At 69.8% G+C, this 21913-nt stretch carries 20 protein-coding genes; 8 read left to right on the top strand and 12 right to left on the bottom strand.

Annotated features, from left to right (window positions below):
• The first annotated feature begins 70 nt into the window (after positions 1 to 70).
• The 6 genes from R5H32_RS11375 (at position 71) to R5H32_RS11350 (ending at position 5484) form a co-directional block, all read left to right on the top strand.
• Positions 71 to 1180, top strand: a complete 1110-nt coding sequence (locus tag R5H32_RS11375) for an FAD-binding protein (RefSeq protein WP_318338798.1) — start codon at positions 71 to 73, stop codon at positions 1178 to 1180.
• A 3-nt stretch (positions 1181 to 1183) separates the two neighbouring features.
• Positions 1184 to 2470, top strand: a complete 1287-nt coding sequence (gene glcF, locus R5H32_RS11370; RefSeq protein WP_318338797.1) for a glycolate oxidase subunit GlcF — start codon at positions 1184 to 1186, stop codon at positions 2468 to 2470.
• Positions 2471 to 2620: 150 nt separating this feature from the next.
• Complete coding sequence (locus R5H32_RS11365; protein WP_318338796.1) at positions 2621 to 3433, top strand: trypsin-like serine peptidase; 813 nt, start codon at positions 2621 to 2623, stop codon at positions 3431 to 3433.
• Positions 3430 to 4263, top strand: coding sequence for a trypsin-like serine peptidase (locus tag R5H32_RS11360; RefSeq protein ID WP_318338795.1), 834 nt, complete (start codon positions 3430 to 3432; stop codon positions 4261 to 4263). Before R5H32_RS11365 ends, R5H32_RS11360 begins: the two co-directional genes overlap by 4 nt.
• Before the next feature lie 124 nt (positions 4264 to 4387).
• Positions 4388 to 4846, top strand: coding sequence for an Hsp20 family protein (locus tag R5H32_RS11355; protein ID WP_318338794.1), 459 nt, complete (start codon positions 4388 to 4390; stop codon positions 4844 to 4846).
• A 104-nt stretch (positions 4847 to 4950) separates the two neighbouring features.
• Positions 4951 to 5484: a cupin domain-containing protein gene (locus R5H32_RS11350; RefSeq protein WP_318338793.1), complete on the top strand. Its 534-nt coding sequence runs from the start codon at positions 4951 to 4953 to the stop codon at positions 5482 to 5484.
• A 13-nt stretch (positions 5485 to 5497) separates the two neighbouring features.
• Here R5H32_RS11350 and R5H32_RS11345 read toward each other — a convergent pair whose 3' ends face one another.
• From R5H32_RS11345 to R5H32_RS11325, 5 genes are all read right to left on the bottom strand, one after another.
• On the bottom strand, positions 5498 to 7531 hold the full coding sequence (locus tag R5H32_RS11345) for a vWA domain-containing protein (RefSeq protein WP_318338792.1): 2034 nt from the start codon (positions 7529 to 7531) through the stop codon (positions 5498 to 5500).
• Positions 7528 to 8067 (bottom strand): RNA polymerase sigma factor, encoded by a 540-nt coding sequence (locus R5H32_RS11340; RefSeq protein ID WP_318338902.1) that lies wholly within the window; start codon positions 8065 to 8067, stop codon positions 7528 to 7530. Before R5H32_RS11340 ends, R5H32_RS11345 begins: the two co-directional genes overlap by 4 nt.
• Positions 8068 to 8278: 211 nt before the next feature.
• Positions 8279 to 8845, bottom strand: a complete 567-nt coding sequence (locus tag R5H32_RS11335) for a peptidoglycan-binding domain-containing protein (protein ID WP_318338791.1) — start codon at positions 8843 to 8845, stop codon at positions 8279 to 8281.
• Between the two features lie 116 nt (positions 8846 to 8961).
• A complete protein-coding gene (locus R5H32_RS11330; RefSeq protein WP_318338790.1) occupies positions 8962 to 9588 on the bottom strand; it encodes a hypothetical protein in 627 nt (208 codons plus the stop codon).
• 23 nt (positions 9589 to 9611) lie between these two features.
• Positions 9612 to 10145, bottom strand: coding sequence for a DUF2141 domain-containing protein (locus R5H32_RS11325; RefSeq protein WP_318338789.1), 534 nt, complete (start codon positions 10143 to 10145; stop codon positions 9612 to 9614).
• Positions 10146 to 10281: 136 nt separating this feature from the next.
• Between R5H32_RS11325 and R5H32_RS11320 the strand changes: the two genes are divergently transcribed.
• Entirely contained in the window at positions 10282 to 11097 is an 816-nt protein-coding gene (locus R5H32_RS11320) for a LytTR family DNA-binding domain-containing protein (RefSeq protein WP_318338788.1), read from the top strand.
• A 12-nt stretch (positions 11098 to 11109) separates the two neighbouring features.
• Here R5H32_RS11320 and R5H32_RS11315 read toward each other — a convergent pair whose 3' ends face one another.
• The 3 genes from R5H32_RS11315 to R5H32_RS11305 all read right to left on the bottom strand — a co-directional run bounded on the left by R5H32_RS11315 (position 11110) and on the right by R5H32_RS11305 (position 16963).
• Complete coding sequence (locus R5H32_RS11315; protein WP_318338787.1) at positions 11110 to 13074, bottom strand: BTAD domain-containing putative transcriptional regulator; 1965 nt, start codon at positions 13072 to 13074, stop codon at positions 11110 to 11112.
• Positions 13075 to 13336: 262 nt separating this feature from the next.
• Positions 13337 to 15343: a BTAD domain-containing putative transcriptional regulator gene (locus R5H32_RS11310; RefSeq protein ID WP_318338786.1), complete on the bottom strand. Its 2007-nt coding sequence runs from the start codon at positions 15341 to 15343 to the stop codon at positions 13337 to 13339.
• A gap of 141 nt (positions 15344 to 15484) precedes the next feature.
• On the bottom strand, positions 15485 to 16963 hold the full coding sequence (locus R5H32_RS11305) for an NAD-dependent succinate-semialdehyde dehydrogenase (protein ID WP_318338785.1): 1479 nt from the start codon (positions 16961 to 16963) through the stop codon (positions 15485 to 15487).
• Positions 16964 to 17047: 84 nt separating this feature from the next.
• On the opposite strand from R5H32_RS11305, the gene R5H32_RS11300 reads away from it, so the two are divergent.
• Positions 17048 to 17836: an alpha/beta hydrolase gene (locus R5H32_RS11300; RefSeq protein WP_318338784.1), complete on the top strand. Its 789-nt coding sequence runs from the start codon at positions 17048 to 17050 to the stop codon at positions 17834 to 17836.
• Here the strand turns inward: R5H32_RS11300 and R5H32_RS11295 are convergent.
• From R5H32_RS11295 to R5H32_RS11280, 4 genes are all read right to left on the bottom strand, one after another.
• Entirely contained in the window at positions 17833 to 18825 is a 993-nt protein-coding gene (locus R5H32_RS11295; protein ID WP_318338783.1) for a P1 family peptidase, read from the bottom strand. The genes R5H32_RS11300 and R5H32_RS11295 overlap by 4 nt on opposite strands.
• Positions 18825 to 19175, bottom strand: a complete 351-nt coding sequence (locus tag R5H32_RS11290; protein ID WP_318338782.1) for a cupin domain-containing protein — start codon at positions 19173 to 19175, stop codon at positions 18825 to 18827. The genes R5H32_RS11295 and R5H32_RS11290 overlap by 1 nt, the downstream gene beginning before the upstream one ends.
• A gap of 99 nt (positions 19176 to 19274) precedes the next feature.
• Positions 19275 to 20015, bottom strand: coding sequence for an SDR family oxidoreductase (locus R5H32_RS11285; protein ID WP_318338781.1), 741 nt, complete (start codon positions 20013 to 20015; stop codon positions 19275 to 19277).
• 439 nt (positions 20016 to 20454) lie between these two features.
• The gene (locus R5H32_RS11280) at positions 20455 to 21903 is read right to left on the bottom strand and encodes an aldehyde dehydrogenase family protein (protein WP_318338780.1); all 1449 of its coding nucleotides are present in this window, start codon (positions 21901 to 21903) and stop codon (positions 20455 to 20457) included.
• Between the last annotated feature and the right edge of the window lie 10 nt (positions 21904 to 21913).

The following is a 21913-nucleotide window of genomic DNA, read 5'->3' as shown; positions in this document are numbered from 1 at the left end:
GTCGGAGGCGCCGGGGGTTTTCCACCCCCGGACCCCCGGAGGATATTTTCAAAAAGGTGAAGGCGGCAGCGTGAGGGTTTCATCCGAAGAGGAGCTGGCTGAGGCGGTCCGGGGGGCGGCGGGGCCGCTCGTGGTGCGGGGCGGCGGGACGCGGCCCGTCGGGGCGTCGGTCGCGGGCGAGGTGCTGGAGACCTCTGGGCTGGACGGGATCACGCTCTACGAGCCGGGCGCGCTGACGGTCGTCGCGAAGGCGGGCACGCCCTTGGCCGCGCTCGAGGCCGCACTTGCGGCGGAAGGGCAGCGGCTCGCCTTCGAGCCCGCGGACTGGCGCGGGCTTCTCGGTACCGAGGGGGAGCCGACGGTGGGCGGCATGGTGGCCGCGAACGTCTCGGGGCCGCGGCGGGTGCAGGCGGGGGCGTGCCGCGATGCGCTTCTTGGCGTGCGCTTCGTCGATGGGACGGGGGCCGTGGTGAAGAACGGCGGGCGCGTGATGAAGAACGTCACCGGCTACGATCTCGTGAAGCTCATGGCGGGAAGCTGGGGCACGCTCGGCGTCTTGACCGAGGCGGCGTTCAAGGTGCTGCCGGCGCCGGAGGCGGCGGCGACGGTCGTCATCGGGGTCGAGGGTGCGGACGCGGCCGTGCGGGTTCTCTCTGCGGCGCTCGGCACGCCCTTTGACGTGACCGGCGCGGCTTTCCTTCCGGGCGAGGGGGCGCTGGTGCGCATCGAGGGCTTTGCCGCCTCGGTCGCATATCGGGCGGAGCGGCTCGCCGCGGCTCTCGGGGCGCATGGGCCGGTCGCGGTTGAAAGGGATGCGGAGCGGGTCGCGGCGCTCTGGCGCCGGGTCAGGGAGGTGGCGCCGTTCCACGGCAAGGCGGGCGAAGTCTGGCGGATCTCGGTCCGGCCCTCGGACGCGCCGGGGCTTGTCGTGCGGATCGGCGGGGAGTGGATGCTCGACTGGGGCGGCGGCCTCGTCTGGGCGTTGGTTTCGGAAGGGAGCGACTTGCGCGCGGCGCTCGGCCCGCTCCGGGGCCATGCGACGCTGGTTCGCGCGGCGGCGGCGACCCGCGCCCGGGTCGCGACCTTTGCGCCGGAGCCCGCGGCACTCGCCGCGATCTCGGCGGGCTTGCGCGCCCGGTTCGATCCGCGCGGCATTCTCAATCCGGGGCTGATGGGCTGAACGATGCAGACGAACTTCACCGAAGAGCAGCTTAAGGACCCCGGACTCAAGCGCGCCAACGAGATCCTGCGCGCCTGCGTCCATTGCGGCTTTTGCACCGCGACCTGTCCGACGTACCAGATTCTGGGTGATGAACTCGATTCTCCGCGCGGGCGGATCTACCTGATCAAGGAGATGCTGGAGACCGGGCGGCCGGCGGACGAGAAGACGGTCAGGCATATCGACCGTTGCCTGTCGTGTCTTGCCTGCATGACGACCTGCCCCTCGGGCGTGCATTACATGCATCTTGTCGATCACGCGCGGGCCCATATCGAGGCGACCTATCGCCGTCCGTGGCGCGACCGGGCGCTGCGATGGCTGCTGGCGCGGGTGATCCCGCATCCGGGCCGGTTTCGGCTGGCGCTGACCGGCGCCCGGTTCGTGCGGCCCTTCGCCGCGTGGCTGCCCGATGCGCGGCTCAGGGCGATGGTGGCGATGGCGCCGGACAGGGTGCCGCCGGCGAGCCGCAACGACGCGCCGCAGGTCTTCCCGGCGACGGGAACTCGGCGGATGCGGGTCGCACTCATGACGGGCTGCGCGCAGAAGGCGCTCAACACCGACATCAACGACGCGACGATCCGGCTTCTCAGGCGGCTTGGCTGCGAGATGGTGGTCGCTAAGGGCGCGGGCTGTTGCGGGGCGCTGACCCATCACATGGGAAAGACTGGCGAGAGCCACGCCTCGGCCGCGACCAATATCCGCGCCTGGATCGCCGAGAAGCGCGCGGGCGGGCTCGACGCGGTGGTGATCAACACGTCGGGCTGCGGCACGACGGTGAAGGATTACGGGCACATGTTCCGCACCGACCCGCTCGCGGAGGAGGCGGCGGAGATCGCGGGCCTCGCCTGCGACGTGAGCGAGCTGCTGGAGCGGCTTGGGCCGACGGGCAAGGCGCCCGAGTCGCTGGTGGTCGCCTATCACGCGGCCTGCTCGCTGCAGCACGGCCAGAAGGTGCGAACGGCGCCGAAGGCGCTCCTGAAGGCCGCGGGGTTCGATGTCGTCGAGCCGGCCGACGCGCATCTCTGCTGCGGCTCGGCCGGGACCTACAATCTCCTTCAGCCGGAGATTTCGGCCGAGCTGAAGCGGCGCAAGGTCGCAACGCTGGAGGCGCGGGCGCCGGACGTGATCGCGGCCGGAAACATCGGCTGCATGATGCAGATCGGTGCCGGGACCGGTGTGCCCGTCGTTCATACGGTGGAGCTTCTGGACTGGGCGACCGGCGGACCCCGGCCGAGGGCGTTGGCGCGGTAACGCCGTCGCCGCGCGAACAAGAGAGCGGATCTTCGCCGAGACCCCGTGAAAGTGGCAGGCCGTGACGAGGTGGGCGCGGCGCCGGGTTGCCCTCGGTCACAAATTTGCCCCAACGGACGGGTAAGTGCGGGATGACGGAGGGGAGACGACATGCGGACATGGATTGCGGCGTTGATGTTGGCGGGCTGGCCCCTGACGGCCCCGGCGGAGGACGCGGCGGCGCTCCATGCAATGACCTCGGCGGACGAGACCCGCGGCTGGGAGGCGGTCGGCCGGCTCAATATCGCCGACAACTCCTTCTGTACCGGCGCGCTGATCGGGCCCTCGCTTGTGCTGACCGCCGCGCATTGTCTCGTCGATCAGCGCACCGGCTCGGAAATCGACGCGTCCGAACTGACCTTCCTTGCCGGATGGCGCAACGGCCGCGCCGCGGCCTATCGCGGTGTGAAGCGGGCGATGGCGCATCCCGACTACGTTTACGAGGGGCCGAACCCGATGGACCGGGTGGCCTACGATCTCGCGCTGCTGGAACTCGACCAGCCGATCCGGCTGCCGTCGATCCAGCCGTTCGACGTGGGCACCGATCCGATGCGCGGCGACGAGGTGAGCATCGTGTCCTACGCGTTCGACCGGTCCGAAGCGCCCTCGATGCAGGATGCCTGCCTCGTGCTCGGCCGCCAGCCCGGCGTGCTCGTGCTGACCTGCTCGGTCGATTTCGGTTCCTCGGGCGCACCCGTTTTCGCGGTCAATGATGGCAACGCGCAGATCGTCTCGGTGGTCTCGGCGAAGGCGGAGATGGACGACAAGCGGGTCGCGCTCGCGACGCAGATGGCGCAGCCCCTGAACGAGTTGCGGGCGGCTTTCGCCGCCGGGGAAAGCCCGTTCCAGAGGGCCGCGCCCCGTCTTGGCGCGTCGCCATCGGTCGAGGCCGGCTCGATCGGCGCGAAATTCGTCAAGCCGTGAGGCCGTCAGCGCGGATAATCGGCCTCGCCGCCCTGGCCGTCGCCGCGCTCGCGGGGGCCGCGGCGGCCGAGGCGCCGCCGCTCAAGCGATTGACGCTCCGCCAGGATGTGCTCGGTTTCGAGGCGGTAGGCCGGGTCGAGATCGGCGCGCAGGGCTATTGCACCGGCGCCCTGATCGCGCCAGACCTCGTTCTAACGGCGGCGCATTGCCTTCGCGGCGGCAGTTCGGACGAGGCGCCGGACATCGCCGGCATGCGTTTCCGCGCCGGGTTGCGGGACGGCGTCGCGGTGGCCGAGAGCGGCGTCGCGCGCGCGGTGGGGCATCCGCGCTATGATCCGGCCAATCCGAAGGACCTCGACAGCGTCCGCCACGATGTCGCGCTTCTGGAGCTTGCGGAGCCAATCCCCGCCGCCACCGCCGCGCCCTTTGCGATCGCGCGCCTCGGCAATCAGGTGCGCCAGATCGACGTCGTGTCCTTCGCGAAAGGTCGCGATGCCGCGCTGTCGTGGCAGGACGGTTGCCGGGTCGTCGGCCGTGACGTGGGGCTCATCGCTTTCGATTGCGATGTCCATTTCGGCTCGTCCGGCGCGCCGGTTTTCGACCGCTCGGCCGGCAGGCCGAGGATCGTCGCGATCATCGCCGCGGGCACGCGTGAAGAGGGCAAGGTGGTCTCGGTCGGCATGGAACTAGAAAAGCCGGTCGCGGAGCTGCGCAGGGCGCTGAGGACCGGGCAGGGTGTGCTCGTGGCCGGCGGTTCGCGCCGGATCGAGCCGCGCCGGATTCTCCCCGGCACGAAGGCGGACACCGGGGCGCGGTTCGTGCGTCCCTGACCCTTGAAAACCGCAAAAAGCCTTCACATGTGATGTTTGCCGGGGTGCCGCTTGAGGGCTCCGGATCATCAATCGCTCGTCCCGAGGAGGGAGGGCGAGAGACATCGCTCAATGGAGGATGACCATGCGAACCTATGATTTCACCCCGCTTTACCGCGCGACCGTCGGATTCGACCGCGTCGCCGACCTGATGGACCGGGTCCTGTCGGCCGACGTGGCCCAGCCGACCTATCCGCCGTACAACATCGAAAAGACCGACGAGAATGCCTACCGCATCTCCATCGCCGTCGCCGGATTCTCGGGCGATGAGCTGAATGTCGAGGTCAAGGACGGCGCGCTGATCGTCTCGGCCCGCAAGGCCGCCGAGGACGAGGCCAAGACCTACCTGCACCGCGGCATCGCGACCCGCGCGTTCGAGCGCCGCTTCGCGCTGGCCGAGCACGTCAAGGTGACGAACGCTGTGCATGTCGACGGCATGCTGCATGTCGATCTCGTCCGCGAAGTTCCCGAGGCGCTGAAACCGCGCCGGATCGAGATCGCCAGGGGCGATACGGTCGAGGCGAAGGCGGTCGAGAAGGCCTGAACATTCGTCAAAGAGTGAAACAAGGGGGGCGCCGACGGCGCCCCTTCTGCTTTTGGACGGCCGCGTCTACGCTGCCGGGGGTAACGGCCAAGGAGGCTCCGAAGATGCCGGCAGACGAACGCCCGGACTGCATCGCGCATTGGCGCGAGATCGAGGCGGGGGATACGACCTGCTACGATGGTGACGACGAAAGGCTCGCCATCGGCGCGCCGTTCGGCCGGCATTTCGGGCTGACAATGATCGGTATCCATCACGAACGCCTTCTGCCCGGCCGCCGAACCTCCTACCCGCATGCCGAAAGTGCCGAGGAGGAGTTCGTTTACGTCATCGAGGGTACGCCCGATGTCTGGCTCGACGGTCATCTGCACCGGCTTGCGCCCGGCGATGCCGTCGGATTTCCGGCCGGAACCGGACAGTGCCATACCTTCATCAACAATACCGATGCCGAGGTGCGGCTGCTTGTCGTGGGCGAGGCGTCCAAGGGCGAGAACCGCATCGTCTATCCGCGCAATCCGGAACAAAGGCCCCTGCGGGACGATTGGTGGGAGGATGCGCCCGTCCGCCCGATGGGCGACCATGACGGGCTGAGCGACCAGGTGCGGGACTGGAGGGCCGGCAAGCGTCCCTCCCGGCCGTGATCCGAAGGCTGCCTTAGCGCGAGAGGCTCTGGGCCAGCCGCATGAGCTGCACCGCCTCGGCACGGTAGCCATAGGGGTCGTCTCCCCTGGCGCCGGCGGCAAGCGCGATGGCGTCGTCCCAGCCCCATTGCCCGAGGTATTTCGGGTCTGAGAGAAGCTGGCCCATGCCGGCGATCGCGGCGGCGAAGCGAGCGTCGCTTTCGGCCTCGGCGGGCGCGATCGGGATCGGCGTCTCGATCAGCCGCGAGGTCGCCGCGCCCGGCGCCTTGTAGCGCAGCTTGAGAAAGCCAAGTTCGGCTGCGTCGCCGGCCAGTTGCTGCTCGGCGTAGCGCAGGGGGTCGGTCTGGCGCGCAGGGCTGCCGACCGGGGTGATCTCGTAGAGCGCGGTCACCTGGTGGCCCGCGCCGATCTCGCCGGCGTCGACCCGGTCGTTGTTGAAATCCTCGCGCGCGAGGGCGCGGGTCTCGTAGCCGATCAGCCGGTATTCGGCGACGGCCGCGGGGTTGAACTCGATCTGGATCTTCACGTCGTCGGCGATGGGGAAGAGGGCGCCGGAAAGCTGGTCGACGAGCACCTTCTGCGCCTCGGCGAGCGTGTCGATATAGGCCGCCGTGCCGTTGCCGTTCTGGGCCAGCGCCTGCATCGTCGCGTCGTCGAGATTGCCGCGACCGAAGCCGAGGACCGAAAGGTAGATGCCGCTCTCGCGTTTCCTGGCGATGAGGTGCTTCAGCTCTTCGGGGTCGTGGATGCCGACGTTGAAGTCGCCGTCGGTGGCCAGAAGGATGCGGCCGATCCGGCCGTTCTCGGCCATGCTCTCGGCGGTCTGATAGGCCTGTTGCAGGCCCTCCGCCCCGGCGGTCGAGCCGCCCGCGTCGAGCCGGTCGAGGGCCGCGAGGATCGTGGCGCGGTCGGCGGCTTCGGTGGGTTCCAGCACGAGGCCGGCGGAGCCGGCATAGGTGACGATCGCGATCCGGTCCTCGGGGCGCAACTCGCCGAGCATCAGCGCGAGCGACTGCTTCAGGAGCGGCAGTTTCTTCGGATCGTCCATCGAGCCCGAGGTGTCGATCAGGAAGACGAGGTCGAGGGGCGGCCGGTCGTCGGTCGCGGGAAGCTCGCCCTGCAGGCCGATGCGCAGAAGCCTTGTCTCGGCGTTCCACGGCGTCTCGAAGAGGCTTACCGAGGCGCGGAACGGGGCGTCGCCCTCCCCCGGCGCGGGGTAGGCATAGGGGAAGTAGTTCACCATCTCCTCGACCCGCACGGCCTCGGCGGGCGGCAGATAGCCGTTGGTGAGCGAGGAGCGGACCACCGCGTAGGAGGCCGTGTCGGTGTCTATGGAGAAGGTCGATACCGGCTCCTCGGCGGTGACCTTCACCGGATTGGGGTCGGCTTCGGGATAGGCCTCGGTGAGCGGCGCCGGTGCCAGCACCGGCTCGGCCTCGGGCAGGGCGTAGCCCGCGACATCGCCGGAGGGTGAGGGCCGGAACGCTTCCTCGGCCACGATGCCGCTCTGCGCGGCGGCGGCCTCCTTCCGCAGGGGGGGCGCCGCGGGTGCGATGGGCATGTCGGCGAGAGCGTCGGCTTCCGGGGCGGGTTCCGGCCGGGGGGGCGCGGTTATGGCTGGCGCGGTGGGCTCAGTCAGGGTGGCAAGGTTGTCGAGGGCGGTGCGGTCGTCCCGTCCGACCTCGGGGGAGGATTGCCGCGCGCGGGTCTCGCCGATCTCGGCCTCGCTGGTCGCCGTGGTGACGGGGGACGGCGCCGGAACGCTCCGCCGCAGTTCGGGGTAGACGGCGATCGCCACGCCGATGGCGACGACCGAGGCGGTGGCGGCCAGTGCCGGTCTCGTGGTCAGTCTCGAAATCATCTCGCGTACTCCTTGCAGGACACCCGCCCGGTCGGGGCGGTCCTGAATGGGACGCGACGCTTTGGCGCTTTCTTGGTGGCGATCGAAATTTTCCATCGCCAGCCGCAGGGCTTCGGCCTTCGCCGCCCCGTCGGGGGCGGGGTGCGACTTCAACGCGGTGCGCAGGCGGTCGAGATCGTCGGTCATAGCATGCCCTCCGCCCGCGCCATCTCGCGCAGGCGCTTCTTCACTTCGCTCATCCGCCAGGCGACCGTGCCTTCGGACAGCCCGAGCACCTCGGCGGCCTCCTTCTGGCTCAGTTCCTCCCCGAGCGTGAGCGCGACGGTGTCGCGCAGTTCCGGCGAGAGCCGCGCCATGGTCGCGGCGAGCCAGTCCCCGGCCTCCGCCGCCTCGGCGATCCCGGCCCGGCGGTTGATTTCCCAATCACCCCAGCCGTCGGCAGCCCTCGCGTGGGCGGCCATGCGGCGGCGGCGGTCATGCGCGGCATTCACCGTGACCCGGTAGAGCCAGGTCGTGAACCGCGCCTCGCGCCGGTAGCTCCCGAGTTTCGCCGGGAGCGCGAGGCAGATGTCCTGCGCGAGATCCTCGGCCTCGGTCCGGCTGCCGGTCAGGCGGAACGACAGGCCGTGGAGCCGGTCGTAATGCCGCGCGAGAAGCGCCGCGAAGGCGTTGCGGTCTCCTCCTGCGGCGGCTTCGGCCAGCTCTTCGTCCGGGGTTTGCATGCGCATGACGGAACTATGACGCGGGCGGGGCGTCAATCCTTGGCGGTGGTGGGAAATATTTCACGCCGAACCGGTGGGGGCCGCCCTCGGGGCGCGGGGAGAGTGCCGGCGCTGCGGCTCTGCCAAGGGGGGCGGCGGGCGCGATCGACATGCGCCCGCCGCTCTGGTGTCTCATCCTGCCGGGAAGCGCTGGCCTCCCGACCGGGAGGCTTCAGCGCAGAAGTCGGCCGTAGAAGTCGTAGGCGCCGGCCACCGTGGTAAGCTCGGTCGTGCCCTGCGAGTCGCCGGCGAAGGCGGTGACGGCACGGTAGGTCATCGGGCCGAACGAGCCGTCGATGCCGCCGTTGTAGTAGCCCCACTCGGACAGACGCGCCTGGATGCGGCGGCGATCCGAGAGCGGATAGCTGTTGAAGGCGCGTCCGGCCGGGGTCGAATAGACGTCCGAGGAACCGTAGCTCGGCTGCTCGTAGCGCGCGGGCTGCTGGTAGGTCGGCTGCGGGTTATAGCTGGACTGCGGCTGCCGGTAGCTGGTCTGCGGCTGCCGGTAGCTCGTCTGCGGCTGGTAATAACTGGTCTGCGGTTGCCGGTAGCTGGTCTGCGCGCGGGCCGGCTGCTGGGCCTTGGCGCGCGAGTTCATCAGCAGGTAGCCCACCGCCGCCGCGGCGGCGGCGCCCTTGAGCATGTCCTGCTCGCGCTGGCCCCAGGCGCTTGCGGGTGCGGCGGCCGTGGAAGCGATCAGGAGCGCGGCGATGGCGGAGGTGCGGAACTTGTGCAGCATCGGGATTCCCTCGTTGAGATCGAATATGTGGCAGCAATGGAGCCGGCGCGCATGATAGGCAACATCGGGCCTCGGTTATTCGATAACCATCGGCATTTCGGTGCCGAACGCGCCCGTCACGCCTCCGCCCTCCGGGTCGCGGCGGCGCGCCACGCGGCGGCCCCGATCGCGATCAGCGCGAGGCCGAAAGCCGCCGCCGTGATCCGTGCCGCCACGAGACCGCCAAGGGGACTCAGCCCGGCGCCGAAGGCGAGCGCGGCGACGATCAGCGCCACGGCGGGCACGCGCGGCATGATCCCGGCACGGAGCCAGGCAGCACCGAGGGCCGCGTAGCCAAGGACCGCGAGCAGGCCGGCCAGCGGAAAGGCCACGGCCACGGCGCCCATCGCGTCGCCGGCGCCGTGATCGGAGATGACCGCGGGATAGTGAAGCGCCAGGTAGGGCGCGATCAGCACCTCGTAGTAGTCGAGGCCGAAGATCATCATCATGCCGACGAAGAGCGTCACATAGCCGGCGAGACCAAGCGCCCCGCTGCGCAGAGCCGTCGCGGCATAGAGCGCGGTCGTGCCAAGCAGGCCGAGCACGAGCGACAGCGCGAAGAGCGCGTGGATCGCGATCCAGCCGGGGCTGGCGATGGTCTCGGGTGTCATGTGGTGCGGATGCGAGACATAGGAATAGCCGAGCGCCGCACCGGCGACGATCATGCCGGCGGCACCGGCGCGAATGAGCGTTTCACGGGTCATGGTTCTCTCCTGTTCCAGAATGGTCAGATCGTTGCCGTGCGGCGCAGCCGCCGCAGCAAAGCGAGTGCGCCGAACACCGCGACAAGCGCGGGAAGCCCGACAAGCGCCATCTGCGAGACGGCCGCGAAAGCATTCATGCGCAGCCGGATCGCCTGCCGGACCGGCGCTTCGCCGAGATCGACGGCGACCGCCTCCCAATCGGGCAGGCCGAAGCTCGTCCAGACGCCGTTCGAATAGCCGTAGGGCTCCTGCGGCAGGCCGAGGAACGGGCGGTTGAGCGCGCCGTCCCCGTCGCGGTCGTGATGGGCGATGATCGCGTAGCGGCCGGGCAGCAGGTCGTCCGCCCGCCACTCGGCGCGACCGGCGCGGATCGGGACCGAGGCTATCCGGGCGACCGGGATCTCGCCGCGATAGCCGGCCTCGCCGTCCATCACGACGATGCGTGCGAGGCCGGTGTCGTCGCCGAAGCCGGTGATGGTGAGGTCGATGTCGGCGGCCGACGCGGCGCCGGTGCCGAGTGCCGCGATCAGGGCGCAGAGCGCAAGCTTCTGTTTCACTTGATGTCCTTTCGTCCGAGTGGATGCCGGTTGCGATGGAGGCAGCTCTGGCGTCCTCGCCCGGCCCGTTCCAGCCGGCTTTCGTGATCCGGCACGGTTGTTTCGCCAATCCCGCCGGTGGTACGCTTCGCGAAGCGTGAACCGTACCGACCCCTCTCCCCGATCCGCAGCGCAACGGATCCTCGACAGCGTCTCCCTGCGCTACCTGATCGCGATTCTCTCGACGGCGGCCTTCATGGTCTGGCAGGCCGGGGACGCGGTGCGCGCGGGGGAAGACCTGCGCGGGCTCATGCTGTTCTGGACTGCCTCGGTCACGCTCGGCTGGCTGCAGATGATCCTGATCGCGCGCGGGGTGCGTGCGTCCTTCGGGGCCGGAAACTGGCCGGGCTGGGCGCTGCTTCTGGCCTCGGCCTTTCTCGGGGCGGTGCCGCTGACGTTCCAGGTGCGCTGGCTGATGGAGACGATCGTCGCGCCTGACGCCGGATTGCCGGCGCCCTGGGCCACCTATCTCAACGTGGTGGTCATCAACACCGTCTTCTCGGTGATCCAGTACGTCCTGATCGAGCGCTGGCCGGTCCTCGGCACCGAGCAGCCGGACGTGGTGCCGGACGCCTCACCGGATCCCGGCCCGACGCTGCCGACCGTCGGCATGCTGCGGCGGCGGCCCGACGGGCTGACGGGTGTGATCCGGTACCTGCAGATGGAGGATCACTACCTCCGGGTGCACACGGACTCGGGCGACGGCCTCGTGCTGCACCGGATGAGCGACGCGGTCGAGGATCTCGCCGGGTGCGAAGGCTTGCAGGTCCACCGGTCCTGGTGGGTGTCGCGCGCCGCGGTCGCGGAGACGCTCCTGGAAAACCGCAAACGTTCTCTTGTCGCGACCGATGGGACGGTGATCCCGGTCGGGCGGTCGTTCGAGAAGTCCTTACGCGCGGCTGGCTGGTTCTGACCCCTCAGCGCATCATTCCTGCAGGCCGGCGGTGGCCAGCCCGTCAGAGAGCCGCGCCGCGTCGCGCGGGCGCTGGAACGGATACGCCTCGAGCAGGGTCGCAATGCGCAGACCCGGATCGCTCAGGCGGAGCCTCTCGACGACCTGCCGCGCGTCCTCGGCCCGGCCGGACCGGGCGAGTGCGGCGGCGAGGATGCAATGCGCGACCTGGTAGCTCGGCCGCAGCCGGATCGAGCTTTCCGCCCAATGGACGGCCTCGTCGTCCCGCTCGGCGAAGAAATGGGCGCAGGCCATCGCCCCGTGGGTCGTCGCGGCATGGGGGTCGTGCGGGCTGAGACGGATTGCGCGAGAAAGGTCCGCGATTGCCTCCTCCGGCTGGCCCGCCCAGGCATTGATCCAGCCGCTGAACCCCCAGGCCATGGCGAGGTTGGGATTGAGCTCCAGCCCGCGCGCGATCAGCGACCCGCCGCCGCCGATCTCGCCGCAGACGAAGGCAAGGCCGAGCCCCGCCGTCGTGAGCGCGACGGCATCCCCGCCGCCTGTCGCGATCGCCCGCGCCGCGAGGTCGCGGACCGCGCGCTTCTCGGCGGCGGGATCGGTGACCCAACCGCAGGCCTTGCGCTGCGAATGGCAGCGCACCGCCATTCCGTAGGCGGCCGCGAAATCCGGGTCGCGCTTGACCGCCTCGCCGAACATCGCGATGGCCGTCGCGTTGCCGTCCCGCGTCCACAGGTGCACCGAGGAGAGCCCGCGCAGGTAATAGTCGTAGGCATCGAGCCGGGCTGTCGGCTTCTGCGTCGCCCGGTCGATCTCGGCCTCCTCGATACGGGGCGCGATCTCGCCGACGACGCGGGCGGTAATCCGGCCCTGCAGGTCGAAGATGTCGCTCATGACCCCGTCGAAGCTGTCGGCCCAGAGCTGTAGGCCGGTCCTGGCGTCGACGAGCCGGGCGGTGATCCGAACCTGATCGGCCGCCCGGCGCAGGCTGCCTTCCAGGACGTAGCGCACCCCCTGCTCGCGGGCGATCTGCTTCACGTCGACGGCGCGGCCGCGATAGGTGAAGCTGGAACTGCGGGCGATCACGAAAAGCCAGCGGATGCGCGACAGCGCAGTGATGATCTCCTCGACGATTCCGTCGGCGAAATAGTCCTGATCGGGATCGCCCGAGAGATTGGCGAACGGCAGCACCGCGATCGACGGGCGGTCGGGCAGCGGCGGGTAGGGCGCCGCGGCACCCGGTGCCCGGCCCGCACCGGTGCGGATCTCCGCTTCCAGCGCCACGGTGTCGCCGTCCGGCTCGGCCTGCACCTCCTCGGCCAGCCGGTCGCGCAGTTCGGCAAAGAGCCGCAGCGCTGCCGCGCGTTCGCCCTGCGCGGCGTGGAGCCGCATCAGCGCGCGCACCGCTTCTTCGCGCAATGGATCGAGGACGAGCAGACGCATCGCGGCGGAGCGGGTGACCTCACCGTCGCCCTCGGTTTCGGCCGAGGCCATGAGACGTGCCGCCAGCGACTCGGCTATGGCGCTGAATTCCAGCCGTCCCTGCCGCAGCCAGTCGTCAAAGGCCGGATCTCGCGCCGCGATCCCGTCGAGAAGGTCGCCGCGATAGAGAGCGAGGCCTTCGGCCCAGCCGGCGCCGTCCTCCGCCGCGGCGAGGCGCCGAAAGTCAACGGCGTCCACGGCAAGCCGCGTGAGATCAAGCCTTACCGAGTGACGGTCGCTGTCAAGGAGGCCCGGCGCGAGCGGATCAAGCACCCGGCGCAGCCCCGCCAGAGCGTGTTTCAGGCTGTCGCGTGCCTGTGGCGCCGCGCGGTCGCTCCACAGGAGTGCTGCGATCTGGTCGTGCCCGAGGCGGCCATCGGGGGCGAGGGCGAGCGCCGCGAGCAGGGCGCGCGGCTTGGCACCGGCCGGTGCGCAGTCGCCACCGGCCGTGTCGGTGAGGGCGAAACCTCCAAGAATCGAAAGGGTTGCCTCGGCCACGATGCGATTTCCCCTTCTTCGGTGCCGATTTCCCGATCGTTTCCCGCCGCGTTCCCGTCCCGCTCCCGCATCCGGGCGCATGCTGGGTTTTACAGATGGCACAGGCCCTCACGATAACAGGAGACGAAGCGATGCTCAGCAAAAACACAGCCCCCCGCGAAACCGACCGGATGACGCAGATCCCGCTCCTGCCGTGGGAAATCGTCGCGAACGGCACGAAGAGCCATGGCGCCGAGCGGATGCCCGGGGCGCAACGGTCGGTCTACCGCCTGATCTGCGCGCTCGGTGCCTTGCGGGACTGGCTCGGTTCCGGGAACGCGTCGAGACCGGCCTTTCGCAGCCCGTCGCGCAAATGGTCCTCGTCGGCCGGATCGGAGTAGACGAACAGCAACCGCCAATAGTCCCGGTCGCCGGCCGGCGCGAGCGCGGCAAGCTGTTGCCGCACCGGCTCGGCCTCCGGGCTGCCGAGCTGCCCGAGGCACGCGAGGATGACCAGTGCGATGAACGGCTGCCGCCGGAGCGCGAAGGCCTTCCGCGAGAACTCCAGCGCCTTGCCGTAGTCGCGTAGGTGGTAGTGGGCGAGACCGATGCGGCTCAGGAACAGATAGGTCAGGGGATCGCGCGGGCTGAGGCGGAGCGCGGTCTCGAGCGGGTCGAGCGCCTCGGCGAAAAGGCCGTTGGTGATGCGGGTCCAGCCAAGTGCGTTCTGCGCCAGAGCCAGGTTCGGGTTGAGCGCGGCCGCGCGTTCCGCCGCGGCCAGCGCCTCGACCGGGCGTTCGTCCATCAGGCAGGCGAGGCTCATTGCGTAGTGCGAATAGCCGTCCCCCTCTTCCAGCGCCACGGCCTTCTCCGCCGCCGCCATCAGCTCGGCGCGGTCTCGGGCGATATCGTCGCTGAAGCCGAATAGGCTCCGCGCATAGAGCGTGCGCGCCAGAACCATGTAGGCGCGCGCAAGCCCGGGATCGAGCTCGATCGCGCGGCGCTGCCAGTGGAGTGCCTGCGCGAAATCCTCGGCGCCCTGCTGCCGGTTGTGAAACCACATCCCCTTCATGTGGCAGTCATAGGCGGCAAGCTGGCCGGGCGAGCGGTCGAGCGCGCGGCGGGCCTCGCCAACCAGAAGCTCCGGCTCGATGGCACCGACGATCCGGCGCGTCAGCTCGTCCTGAAGGGCAAAGATGTCGGTCAGGTCGCGGTCGAAGTGATCCCCCCAGAGCTGGATTCCGGTATCCGCCTCGATCAGCGCGGCCGAGAGCCGGATGCGGCTCCCGGCACGCCGCAGGCTGCCGGTCACGACATAACGGACACCGAGTTTCTGGCCGATTTCTCTGATCGGCAGATCGCTGTTACGGAAGGCGAAGCTCGAGTTGCGGTTGATCACGAAAAACCAGCGGTAGCGCGAGAGCGCGTTGATGACGTCCTCCACGACGCCGTCAGCAAAATAGGCCTGGTCGTGGTCGTCTGGGAGGGTGTGGAAGGGAAGCACCGCGATGGACGGGCGGTCGGGCAGCGGCAGGTCGGCTGCGGTGACGCTGACCGCGATCCGGCCCTCGCGGATCGCGGCGCCAAGGGCCGCGGTCTCCGGGGCAGGCTCGATCTGCAGGTTGGCCGTCAGCCGTTCGCGCAATTCCTCGAAGCAGCGGAGCGCGGTCGCCCGCTCGCCAGCTTCGGCGTGCAGGCGCATGAGTGCACGCACGGCGTCCTCGCGCAAGGGATCGAGGCCGAGGAGCCGCGTCGCGGCCTCGCGGACCGCCGCGCTATCCGCCCCGGCCTCCGCATCGGCAAGGAGCATGGCCGCCGTCGATTCCGCCAGCGCCGCGCAGGTGGCGCGCTCCTGCCGGAGCCAGTCGTCGAAGGCCGGGTCGCGCACGCTGACGCCGTGGAGAAGCTCACCCCCGTAGAGTTCCAGCGCCCGTGACTTCGCCTTGGGGTCCGCGGCGGCGGCGAGGGCCTTGAACTCGCACGCGTCGACGGCGATCCGGCCGAGGTCGAGCCGCACCGACTGGCGGTCGACATCCAGCGCGTCGAGCCCGGCGGCGTCGAGGCGGCGACGGAGGTCGGCAAGCGCATGCTTGAGGCTGTCGCGTGCCTGCGGCGCGGCGCGGTCACTCCAGAGGAGCGCGGTGATCTGGTCATGGCCGAGCCGCCCTTCGGGCGCGAGCGCCAGCGCGGCGAGCAGTCCGACGGGCTTTGCGCCGGGGATCTCGCAGGCCGCGCCCCGAGCGTCCCGCAGGGCGAACCCGCCCAGGAGTGTCAGACGTGCCTCGGCCAAGGGTACATCTCCGAAATCGTCTGCGAAGCCGACCAACGGGCCTCTCAGGATACGATAACAGGAGATGACCCGCCGCTCACAGAAAACGAAACCGGCCGCAGGATAGGCATCCCGCGGCCGGTTCCCGACGCTGTTGCCGCCTCAGACAGAGAGGCAGATGTATTTCATCTCGAGGTAGTCCTCGACGCCGTGATGGCTGCCCTCGCGGCCGAGGCCGGATTGCTTGACGCCGCCGAACGGTGCGACCTCGGTGGAGATGAGGCCGGTGTTCACGCCGACCATGCCGTATTCCAGCGCCTCCTGGACCCGCGTGATGCGGCCGATGTCGCGGGCGTAGAAGTAGCTCGCAAGCCCGAAGATCGTGTTGTTGGCATGCGCGATCACCTCTTCCTCGGTCTCGAACCGGAAGAGCGGCGCGAGCGGGCCGAAGGTCTCCTCGGTCGAGACCTTCATGTCCGGCGTGATGCCGGTGACGACCGTCGGCTCGAAGAACGTGCCGCCGAGCGCGTGGCGCTGGCCGCCGGTCACGACCTGCCCGCCACCGGCGAGCGCGTCGGCGATATGCTCCTCGACCTTCTCGACCGCCGCCTCGTTGATCAGGGGGCCGGTGGTGATGCCGTCCTTGAGCCCGTCGCCGACATTGAGCTTCTTCACCGCCGCCGCGAGCTTCTCGGCGAAGGCGTCATAGACGCCGGCCTGGACGTAGATCCGGTTGGCGCAGACGCAGGTCTGGCCGTTGTTGCGGAACTTGGAGATCATCGCGCCCTCGACCGCCTTGTCGAGATCGGCGTCGTCAAAGACGATGAAGGGCGCGTTGCCGCCAAGCTCCATCGAGCATTTCATCACTTGGTCGGCGGCCTGGCGCAGGAGGATCCGGCCGACCTCGGTCGAGCCGGTGAAGGTGAGCTTCCGGACGATCGGGTTCTCGCAGAACTCCTTGCCGATGTCCGACGACCGCTTCGAGGTGATGACCGAGAAGAGCCCCGCCGGAACCCCGGCGCGTTCCGCGAGCACCGCCATGGCGAGCGCCGACAAGGGCGTCTCGGCTGCCGGCCGCGCGACAAAGCCGCAGCCCACCGCGAGCGCCGGGGCCACTTTCCGGGCGATCATCGCATTCGGGAAGTTCCACGGCGTGATCGAGGCCGCGACCCCGATGGGCTGCTTGATCACCGTGATGCGCTTGTCGGGCTGGTGACCGGGGATGGTCTCGCCATAGACCCGCTTGGCTTCCTCGGCGAACCACTCGACGAAGGAGGCGCCGTAAAGGATCTCGCCCTTGGCCTCGGCCAGCGGCTTGCCCATCTCGGCGGTCAGGATCGCGCCGAGATCGTCGGCATTGGCGACCATCAGGTCGTGCCACTTGCGCAGAACGCCGGCGCGCTCCTTGCCGGTGCGGGCGGCCCAGGCCTTGCGCGCCGCGTCGGCGGCGGCGATCGCCCGGGCGGTCTCCTTGCGGGAAAGATCGGGCACGGTGCAGATCACGTCGCCGCGCGCCGGGTTGGTGATTTCGAACGTTGCGCCGTCGTCGGCGTCGATCCATTCTCCGGCGACATAGGCCTGCGTGGCCAGAAGCGACGGGTCTTTCAAGAGCGACCGGAGGTCGGTGACGGAATCGAGCATGGAATCCCCCTGTATTGGCAATTTGATCAAATGCACGAGGCCGGCGCGAAAGTCCAGCGTCCTGCCGGGTGGCGGTGGTCGCACATGAGATATGACGACACTTACGCGAATGCAAAGTTTATCCCCGGCGGCACCGATTATCCGCCGCGCTGGGCGGAACGCGCGGTGGCGTTCCGCGCGGCACTCGGGGCGCGGGCGCGGCTCGGTTTGTGCTACGGCCCCGCCGAAGCCGGCTGGTTTGACCTTTTTCTGCCCGAGGCGGAGCCTCTGGCGCTGATGGTTTTCGTCCATGGCGGCTATTGGCTGGCCTTCGGGCCGCGCGACTTCTCGCATCTCGCCGCCGGCGCTCTGGCGCGCGGCTGGGCCGTCGCGATGCCGGCCTACACGCTCGCACCCCGGGCGCGGATCTCGGAAATGACTGCCGAGATCGCCGCCGCCTTGCCGGTGATGGCCGGCGCGGTGGCGGGTCCCGTGGTCCTCACCGGCCACTCGGCGGGCGGACATCTCGCGGCGCGCATGGCTTCCGCCGATGTCGCGCTGTCGGCACCGGTGGCGGAGCGAATCGCCCGGATCGTGCCGATCTCGCCGCTGGCCGACCTGCGGCCGCTGATCGAGACCGGGATGAACGCGGATCTGCGGCTCGATGCGGCCGAAGCCCGGGCCGAGAGCCCGGCGCTGCACCCGCGCCGCTCCGGAACCAGCGTGCATGTCTGGGTCGGCGGCGACGAGCGCCCGGCCTTCCTCGACCAGGCGCGCAGGCTCGGCAATGCCTGGGCCTGCCCGGTGACGATCGAGCCGAAGCGCCACCATTTCGACGTCATCGAGGGGCTCGAGACACCCGGGAACCCGCTGATGGCGGCGCTCCTCGGCTAGGGAGCGAACTTCTGCCGCCAGCTCGGCAGGAGGTCGCCCGGCCGCGCTTCCGCCGCATGGACACCCCGGGCGATGGCGCGGGCGAGGCAGCACGCGGCGGCATGGCCAAGCGCGAAGAGGTCGGCGACCGGATCGGCGAGCGGCCGCGCCCCGGTTGCCGCCGCGAAGACCAGATCGCCGTCGAGGAGCGTATGCGCGGGGACGATCGCCCGCGCCATGCCGTCATGCGCCGCGACCGCCATCCGATGCGCCTGCGCCCGGTCGAGCGCGGCATCGGTCGCGACGATGGCGATCGTGGTGGCCTCGCCGGGGCGCTTTACGGGCACCGGCTCGGCGCCGGGGGCGAAGGTGCCGGGCAGGCCCAAACCGCCGTATTCCGCGCCCATCTCCCAAGGCGCCGCCCAGAACTGCGGCCCGTCCCCCACCGTCACCGCGCCGAGCGCGTTGACCGCGACCAGCGCGCCCACCGTGACGCCATTGTCCAGCACCGCCGAGGCCGAGCCGAGCCCGCCCTTCAGCCCATGCACCGTGGCCCCCGTCCCAGCGCCAGCCGTGCCAAGCGCGAACGCCGCCCCGGCTGCGTCCAGCGCCGCCCGGCCAAGCCGCCGGTACGGGTTCTCGTCCCAGTCCTTGTCCCCGCCGTTCAGGAGGTCGAAGAGGATCGCTCCCGGCACGATCGGCACCCTCGCTTCGCCCACGGCAAAGCCGCGCCCCGTCGCGCGAAGACCGTCCGCGACGCCCGAACAGGCATCGAGCCCGAAGGCCGAGCCGCCCGACAGGACCAGCGCATCGACCTCGCCCACCAGCCGGTCCGGGGCGAGCAGGTCGGTCTCGCGCGTGCCAGGCGCGCCCCCCATCACATGCACCGCCGCGACGAAGGGCCGCGCGCCCGAAAGAACGGTCGCGCCCGAGCGGAGCCCGTGGTCCTCGGCATTGCCGACCACAAGCCCCGCGACATCGGTGATGAGGTTGCGCGCCCCCGGCCGCATCAGATCCGCTCCTTCACCGCCGCCGTCGCCGGATCGCCGGTATTGGGTGTGTTCTTCGGCTCGATCAGCAGCACCTGCGCCTCGCGCTCCGACCGCGGCCGGTGGCGCACCCCCTTCGGCACGACAAACAGCTCGCCCGGACCCAGCCGATGGGTCTCTTCCTCGACATCGAGGAGCACCTCACCCGCGATAACCAGGAACAGGTCGTCGGTGTCAGGGTGCTCATGAAACGGAAACTCGCCCCGGAACTTCACCACCATGATGTCGTTGCCATTGTAGTCCGCCACGACCTTCGGCTGCCAATGCGCATCGAACTGCGCGAGCTTTTCCGCGAGATTGACGACCTTCATGCCCCACCCCTTCTTCTTCGAAATATCCCGGGGGGTGTCCGTTGGTGCGCCATTGGTTCGAGAACCAATGGACGACGGGCGGCGCCCCCGGCTCCGCCCTCAGATGCAGCGCCCGCCATCCACCTCGAGCGCCACGCCGGTGATCATCGCCGCCTCGTCTGAACAGAGAAAGCATGCCGCATTGCCCATGTCCTCGGGCGTCGAGAACCGCCCGATCGGGATCGTTGAAAGGAACTTCGCCCGCACCTCCGGCGTGTCCTCGCCAAGAAAGCTTTTCAGAAGCGGCGTCTCGCCCGCGACCGGGCAGATCGCGTTGACCCGCACGCCGGCCGGCGCCAGTTCCACCGCCATCGCCTTCGTCGCGGTGATCATCCAGCCCTTCGAGGCGTTGTACCAGTTGAGCCGCGGCCGGGGCGAGAGACCCGCCGTCGAGGCGACGTTGAGAATGGAACCCGCGCGCCTTATCTTCATCGCCGGGACGAGCGCCCTTGCCGTCAGGTAGACCGCCTTGCAGTTCACGGCGAAGACCCGGTCGAAATCGGCCTCGCTCACCTCTTCCAAGGGGGTGGGCAGATGCGTCACGCCAGCGTTGTTGACGAGGATGTCGACCGCGCCGAAGGCATGGGTCGCGGTCGCGGCCATCTCAGCCACGCTCTCAGCCGAGGCGACGTCGACGCGCCGGGCGATGCCGCCGATCTCGGCCGCGATGGCCTCGGCCGCAGTGGAGTTGATGTCGGCCACCATCACCTGCGCGCCTTCGGCCGCGAATTTTCGCGCGATGCCCGCGCCGAAGCCCGATCCCGCGCCGGTCACGATCGCCGTCTTGCCTTCGAGTCGCATCGCCGTCCTCCCGCCATCCAGCCTGCCGATTGCGGGCGCGAACTCAACCGCGTTCTTGCCGCAGTGACACCTCCGCCCGCCCGGTCAAGCACGGCCCGGTGAAGTCGGGGCAGAGGTCGAGCGCGATCCGGGGCGTCGCGCGGATCAAGCACAGCGCGAGGCCGCGCTCGCCGGTGCCGCCGCCCTCGCCCTTTTTTGTATCACGCCGCCGCCGGCACCGAAGACGAAGCCGTGGCTGGCGATCGGGATGATCGTCGCCCGGTCCGATCCGATCGGGTCGCCGAGCACGTTCTTGGCATTGAGGAGCCCCTCCAGTTCCTCGACGGTGCCCTTGTGCAGGCGTTCGACGTGTTCAATGGCTCTATTGTCCTGAAAGCCGGAACCGCCCGCAGGATAGGCAGGGCAAAGCGCAGGCTTCTGATCGCGGTCGGTGACGCGTTCAGCCGTGGCGCGCAGCGACGGTTTTCAGGACCGAGAAGCCGTAGAGCGACTCGAATCCCTTCTCGCGTCCGTGGCCGGAGCGGCCGACGCCGCCGAAGGGCAGTTCGACCCCGCCGCCCGCGCCGTAGTTGTTGATGAAGACCTGACCCGCGCGGATCCGCTTCGCCATCCGCATCTGGCGGGCGCCGTTCCCGCTCCAGACCGAGGCGACGAGCCCGTAGTCGGTGCCGTTGGCGATGGCCACGGCCTCGTCCTCGTCGTCGAAGGGGATCACGACCTGCGCGGGCCCGAAGATCTCGTCTCGGGCGAGGACGTGGTCGGGGCGCACATCGGCGAAAAGCATGGGCGCGACGTAATGGCCACCCCGGGGCGCGCTCGCCGTGATCTCGCCGCGCGCGGCGACGGTGAGGTCGTCAGAGCGGGCGAGGTAGCTTTCGACCATGGCTTTCTGGCGCGCCGAGATCAGCGGGCCCACGTCGAGATCGTCGCGCGCGCGGCCGACCTTCAGCGCACGGTAGCGCCCGGCCATGCGGTCGACGACCTCGGCGTATCGCGGCCGCTCGACGAGGATCCGCGAGGAGGCGGAGCAAGTCTGGCCGGCATTCTGGATGCCGGCATTGACAAGGAACGGGAGCGCAGCGTCCAGATCGGCGTCGGCGAAGACGATCTGGGGCGACTTGCCGCCAAGCTCCAGCGTCACGGGGACGACGTTCCGCGCCGCTGCCGCCTGGACGAGGCGGCCGACCGCGACCGAGCCGGTGAAGCTCAGATGCTGGACGCCGGGATGGGCGGACAGCGCGGCACCCGCCTCCTCGCCGAGGCCGGGGACGACATTCAGCGCACCGGCAGGCAGGCCCGCCTCGGTGGCGATGCGCGCGAAGGCGATGGCGGTGAGCGAGGCCTCCTCGGCGGGTTTCAAGACGCAGGCATTGCCCATCGCGAGGGCCGCGCCGACCGAGCGGCCGATGATCTGCATCGGGTAGTTCCAGGGCACGATATGGCCGGTGACGCCATGCGGCTCGCGGAGCGTGTAGACGGTGTAGCCGTCGAGATAGGGGATCGTGTCGCCCATCACCTTGTCGGCCGCGCCGCCGTAGAATTCCATGTAGCGCGCGAGGGCTGCCACATCGGCGCGGGCCTGCTTCAGCGGCTTGCCGACATCGGTGGATTCGAGGATCGCGAGGTCTTCGGCGCGCGTCTCGACGATGCGGCCGATCTTCATGAGGATGCGGCCGCGTTCGGCCGCCGTCATGCGGCCCCAGTCGCCGGTCCTTGCAGCCTCGGCAGCGGCGACTGCTTCGTCGATCTCCGCCGTCCCGCCCCTCGCCTGGGCTCCGATCTCGGACCCCGTCGAGGGGTCCTCGACCGGCAGCGTCTGCGACGCTGGGCGCCAGGCCCCGCCGGCGAGCCATTCGGTCGGGTCGAACCAGAGCCGGTCAATCGTCATGGGCCTCCTC

Source organism: Defluviimonas sp. D31, from assembly GCF_033436765.1.
In the GTDB taxonomy this organism is placed as follows: Bacteria; Pseudomonadota; Alphaproteobacteria; order Rhodobacterales; family Rhodobacteraceae; genus Albidovulum.
This window is presented reverse-complemented; position numbering and strand designations above follow the sequence as displayed.

Coding starts and splice junctions, on each gene's coding strand:
- glcF (WP_318338797.1), top strand. CDS start 1,184: ATGCAGACGAACTTCACCGAAGAGCAGCTTAAGGACCCCGGACTCAAG.
- R5H32_RS11365 (WP_318338796.1), top strand. CDS start 2,621: ATGCGGACATGGATTGCGGCGTTGATGTTGGCGGGCTGGCCCCTGACG.
- R5H32_RS11355 (WP_318338794.1), top strand. CDS start 4,388: ATGCGAACCTATGATTTCACCCCGCTTTACCGCGCGACCGTCGGATTC.
- R5H32_RS11350 (WP_318338793.1), top strand. CDS start 4,951: ATGCCGGCAGACGAACGCCCGGACTGCATCGCGCATTGGCGCGAGATC.
- R5H32_RS11345 (WP_318338792.1), bottom strand. CDS start 7,531: ATGACCGACGATCTCGACCGCCTGCGCACCGCGTTGAAGTCGCACCCC.
- R5H32_RS11340 (WP_318338902.1), bottom strand. CDS start 8,067: ATGCAAACCCCGGACGAAGAGCTGGCCGAAGCCGCCGCAGGAGGAGAC.
- R5H32_RS11335 (WP_318338791.1), bottom strand. CDS start 8,845: ATGCTGCACAAGTTCCGCACCTCCGCCATCGCCGCGCTCCTGATCGCT.
- R5H32_RS11330 (WP_318338790.1), bottom strand. CDS start 9,588: ATGACCCGTGAAACGCTCATTCGCGCCGGTGCCGCCGGCATGATCGTC.
- R5H32_RS11305 (WP_318338785.1), bottom strand. CDS start 16,963: ATGCTCGATTCCGTCACCGACCTCCGGTCGCTCTTGAAAGACCCGTCG.
- R5H32_RS11300 (WP_318338784.1), top strand. CDS start 17,048: ATGAGATATGACGACACTTACGCGAATGCAAAGTTTATCCCCGGCGGC.
- R5H32_RS11295 (WP_318338783.1), bottom strand. CDS start 18,825: ATGCGGCCGGGGGCGCGCAACCTCATCACCGATGTCGCGGGGCTTGTG.
- R5H32_RS11290 (WP_318338782.1), bottom strand. CDS start 19,175: ATGAAGGTCGTCAATCTCGCGGAAAAGCTCGCGCAGTTCGATGCGCAT.
- R5H32_RS11285 (WP_318338781.1), bottom strand. CDS start 20,015: ATGCGACTCGAAGGCAAGACGGCGATCGTGACCGGCGCGGGATCGGGC.
- R5H32_RS11280 (WP_318338780.1), bottom strand. CDS start 21,903: ATGACGATTGACCGGCTCTGGTTCGACCCGACCGAATGGCTCGCCGGC.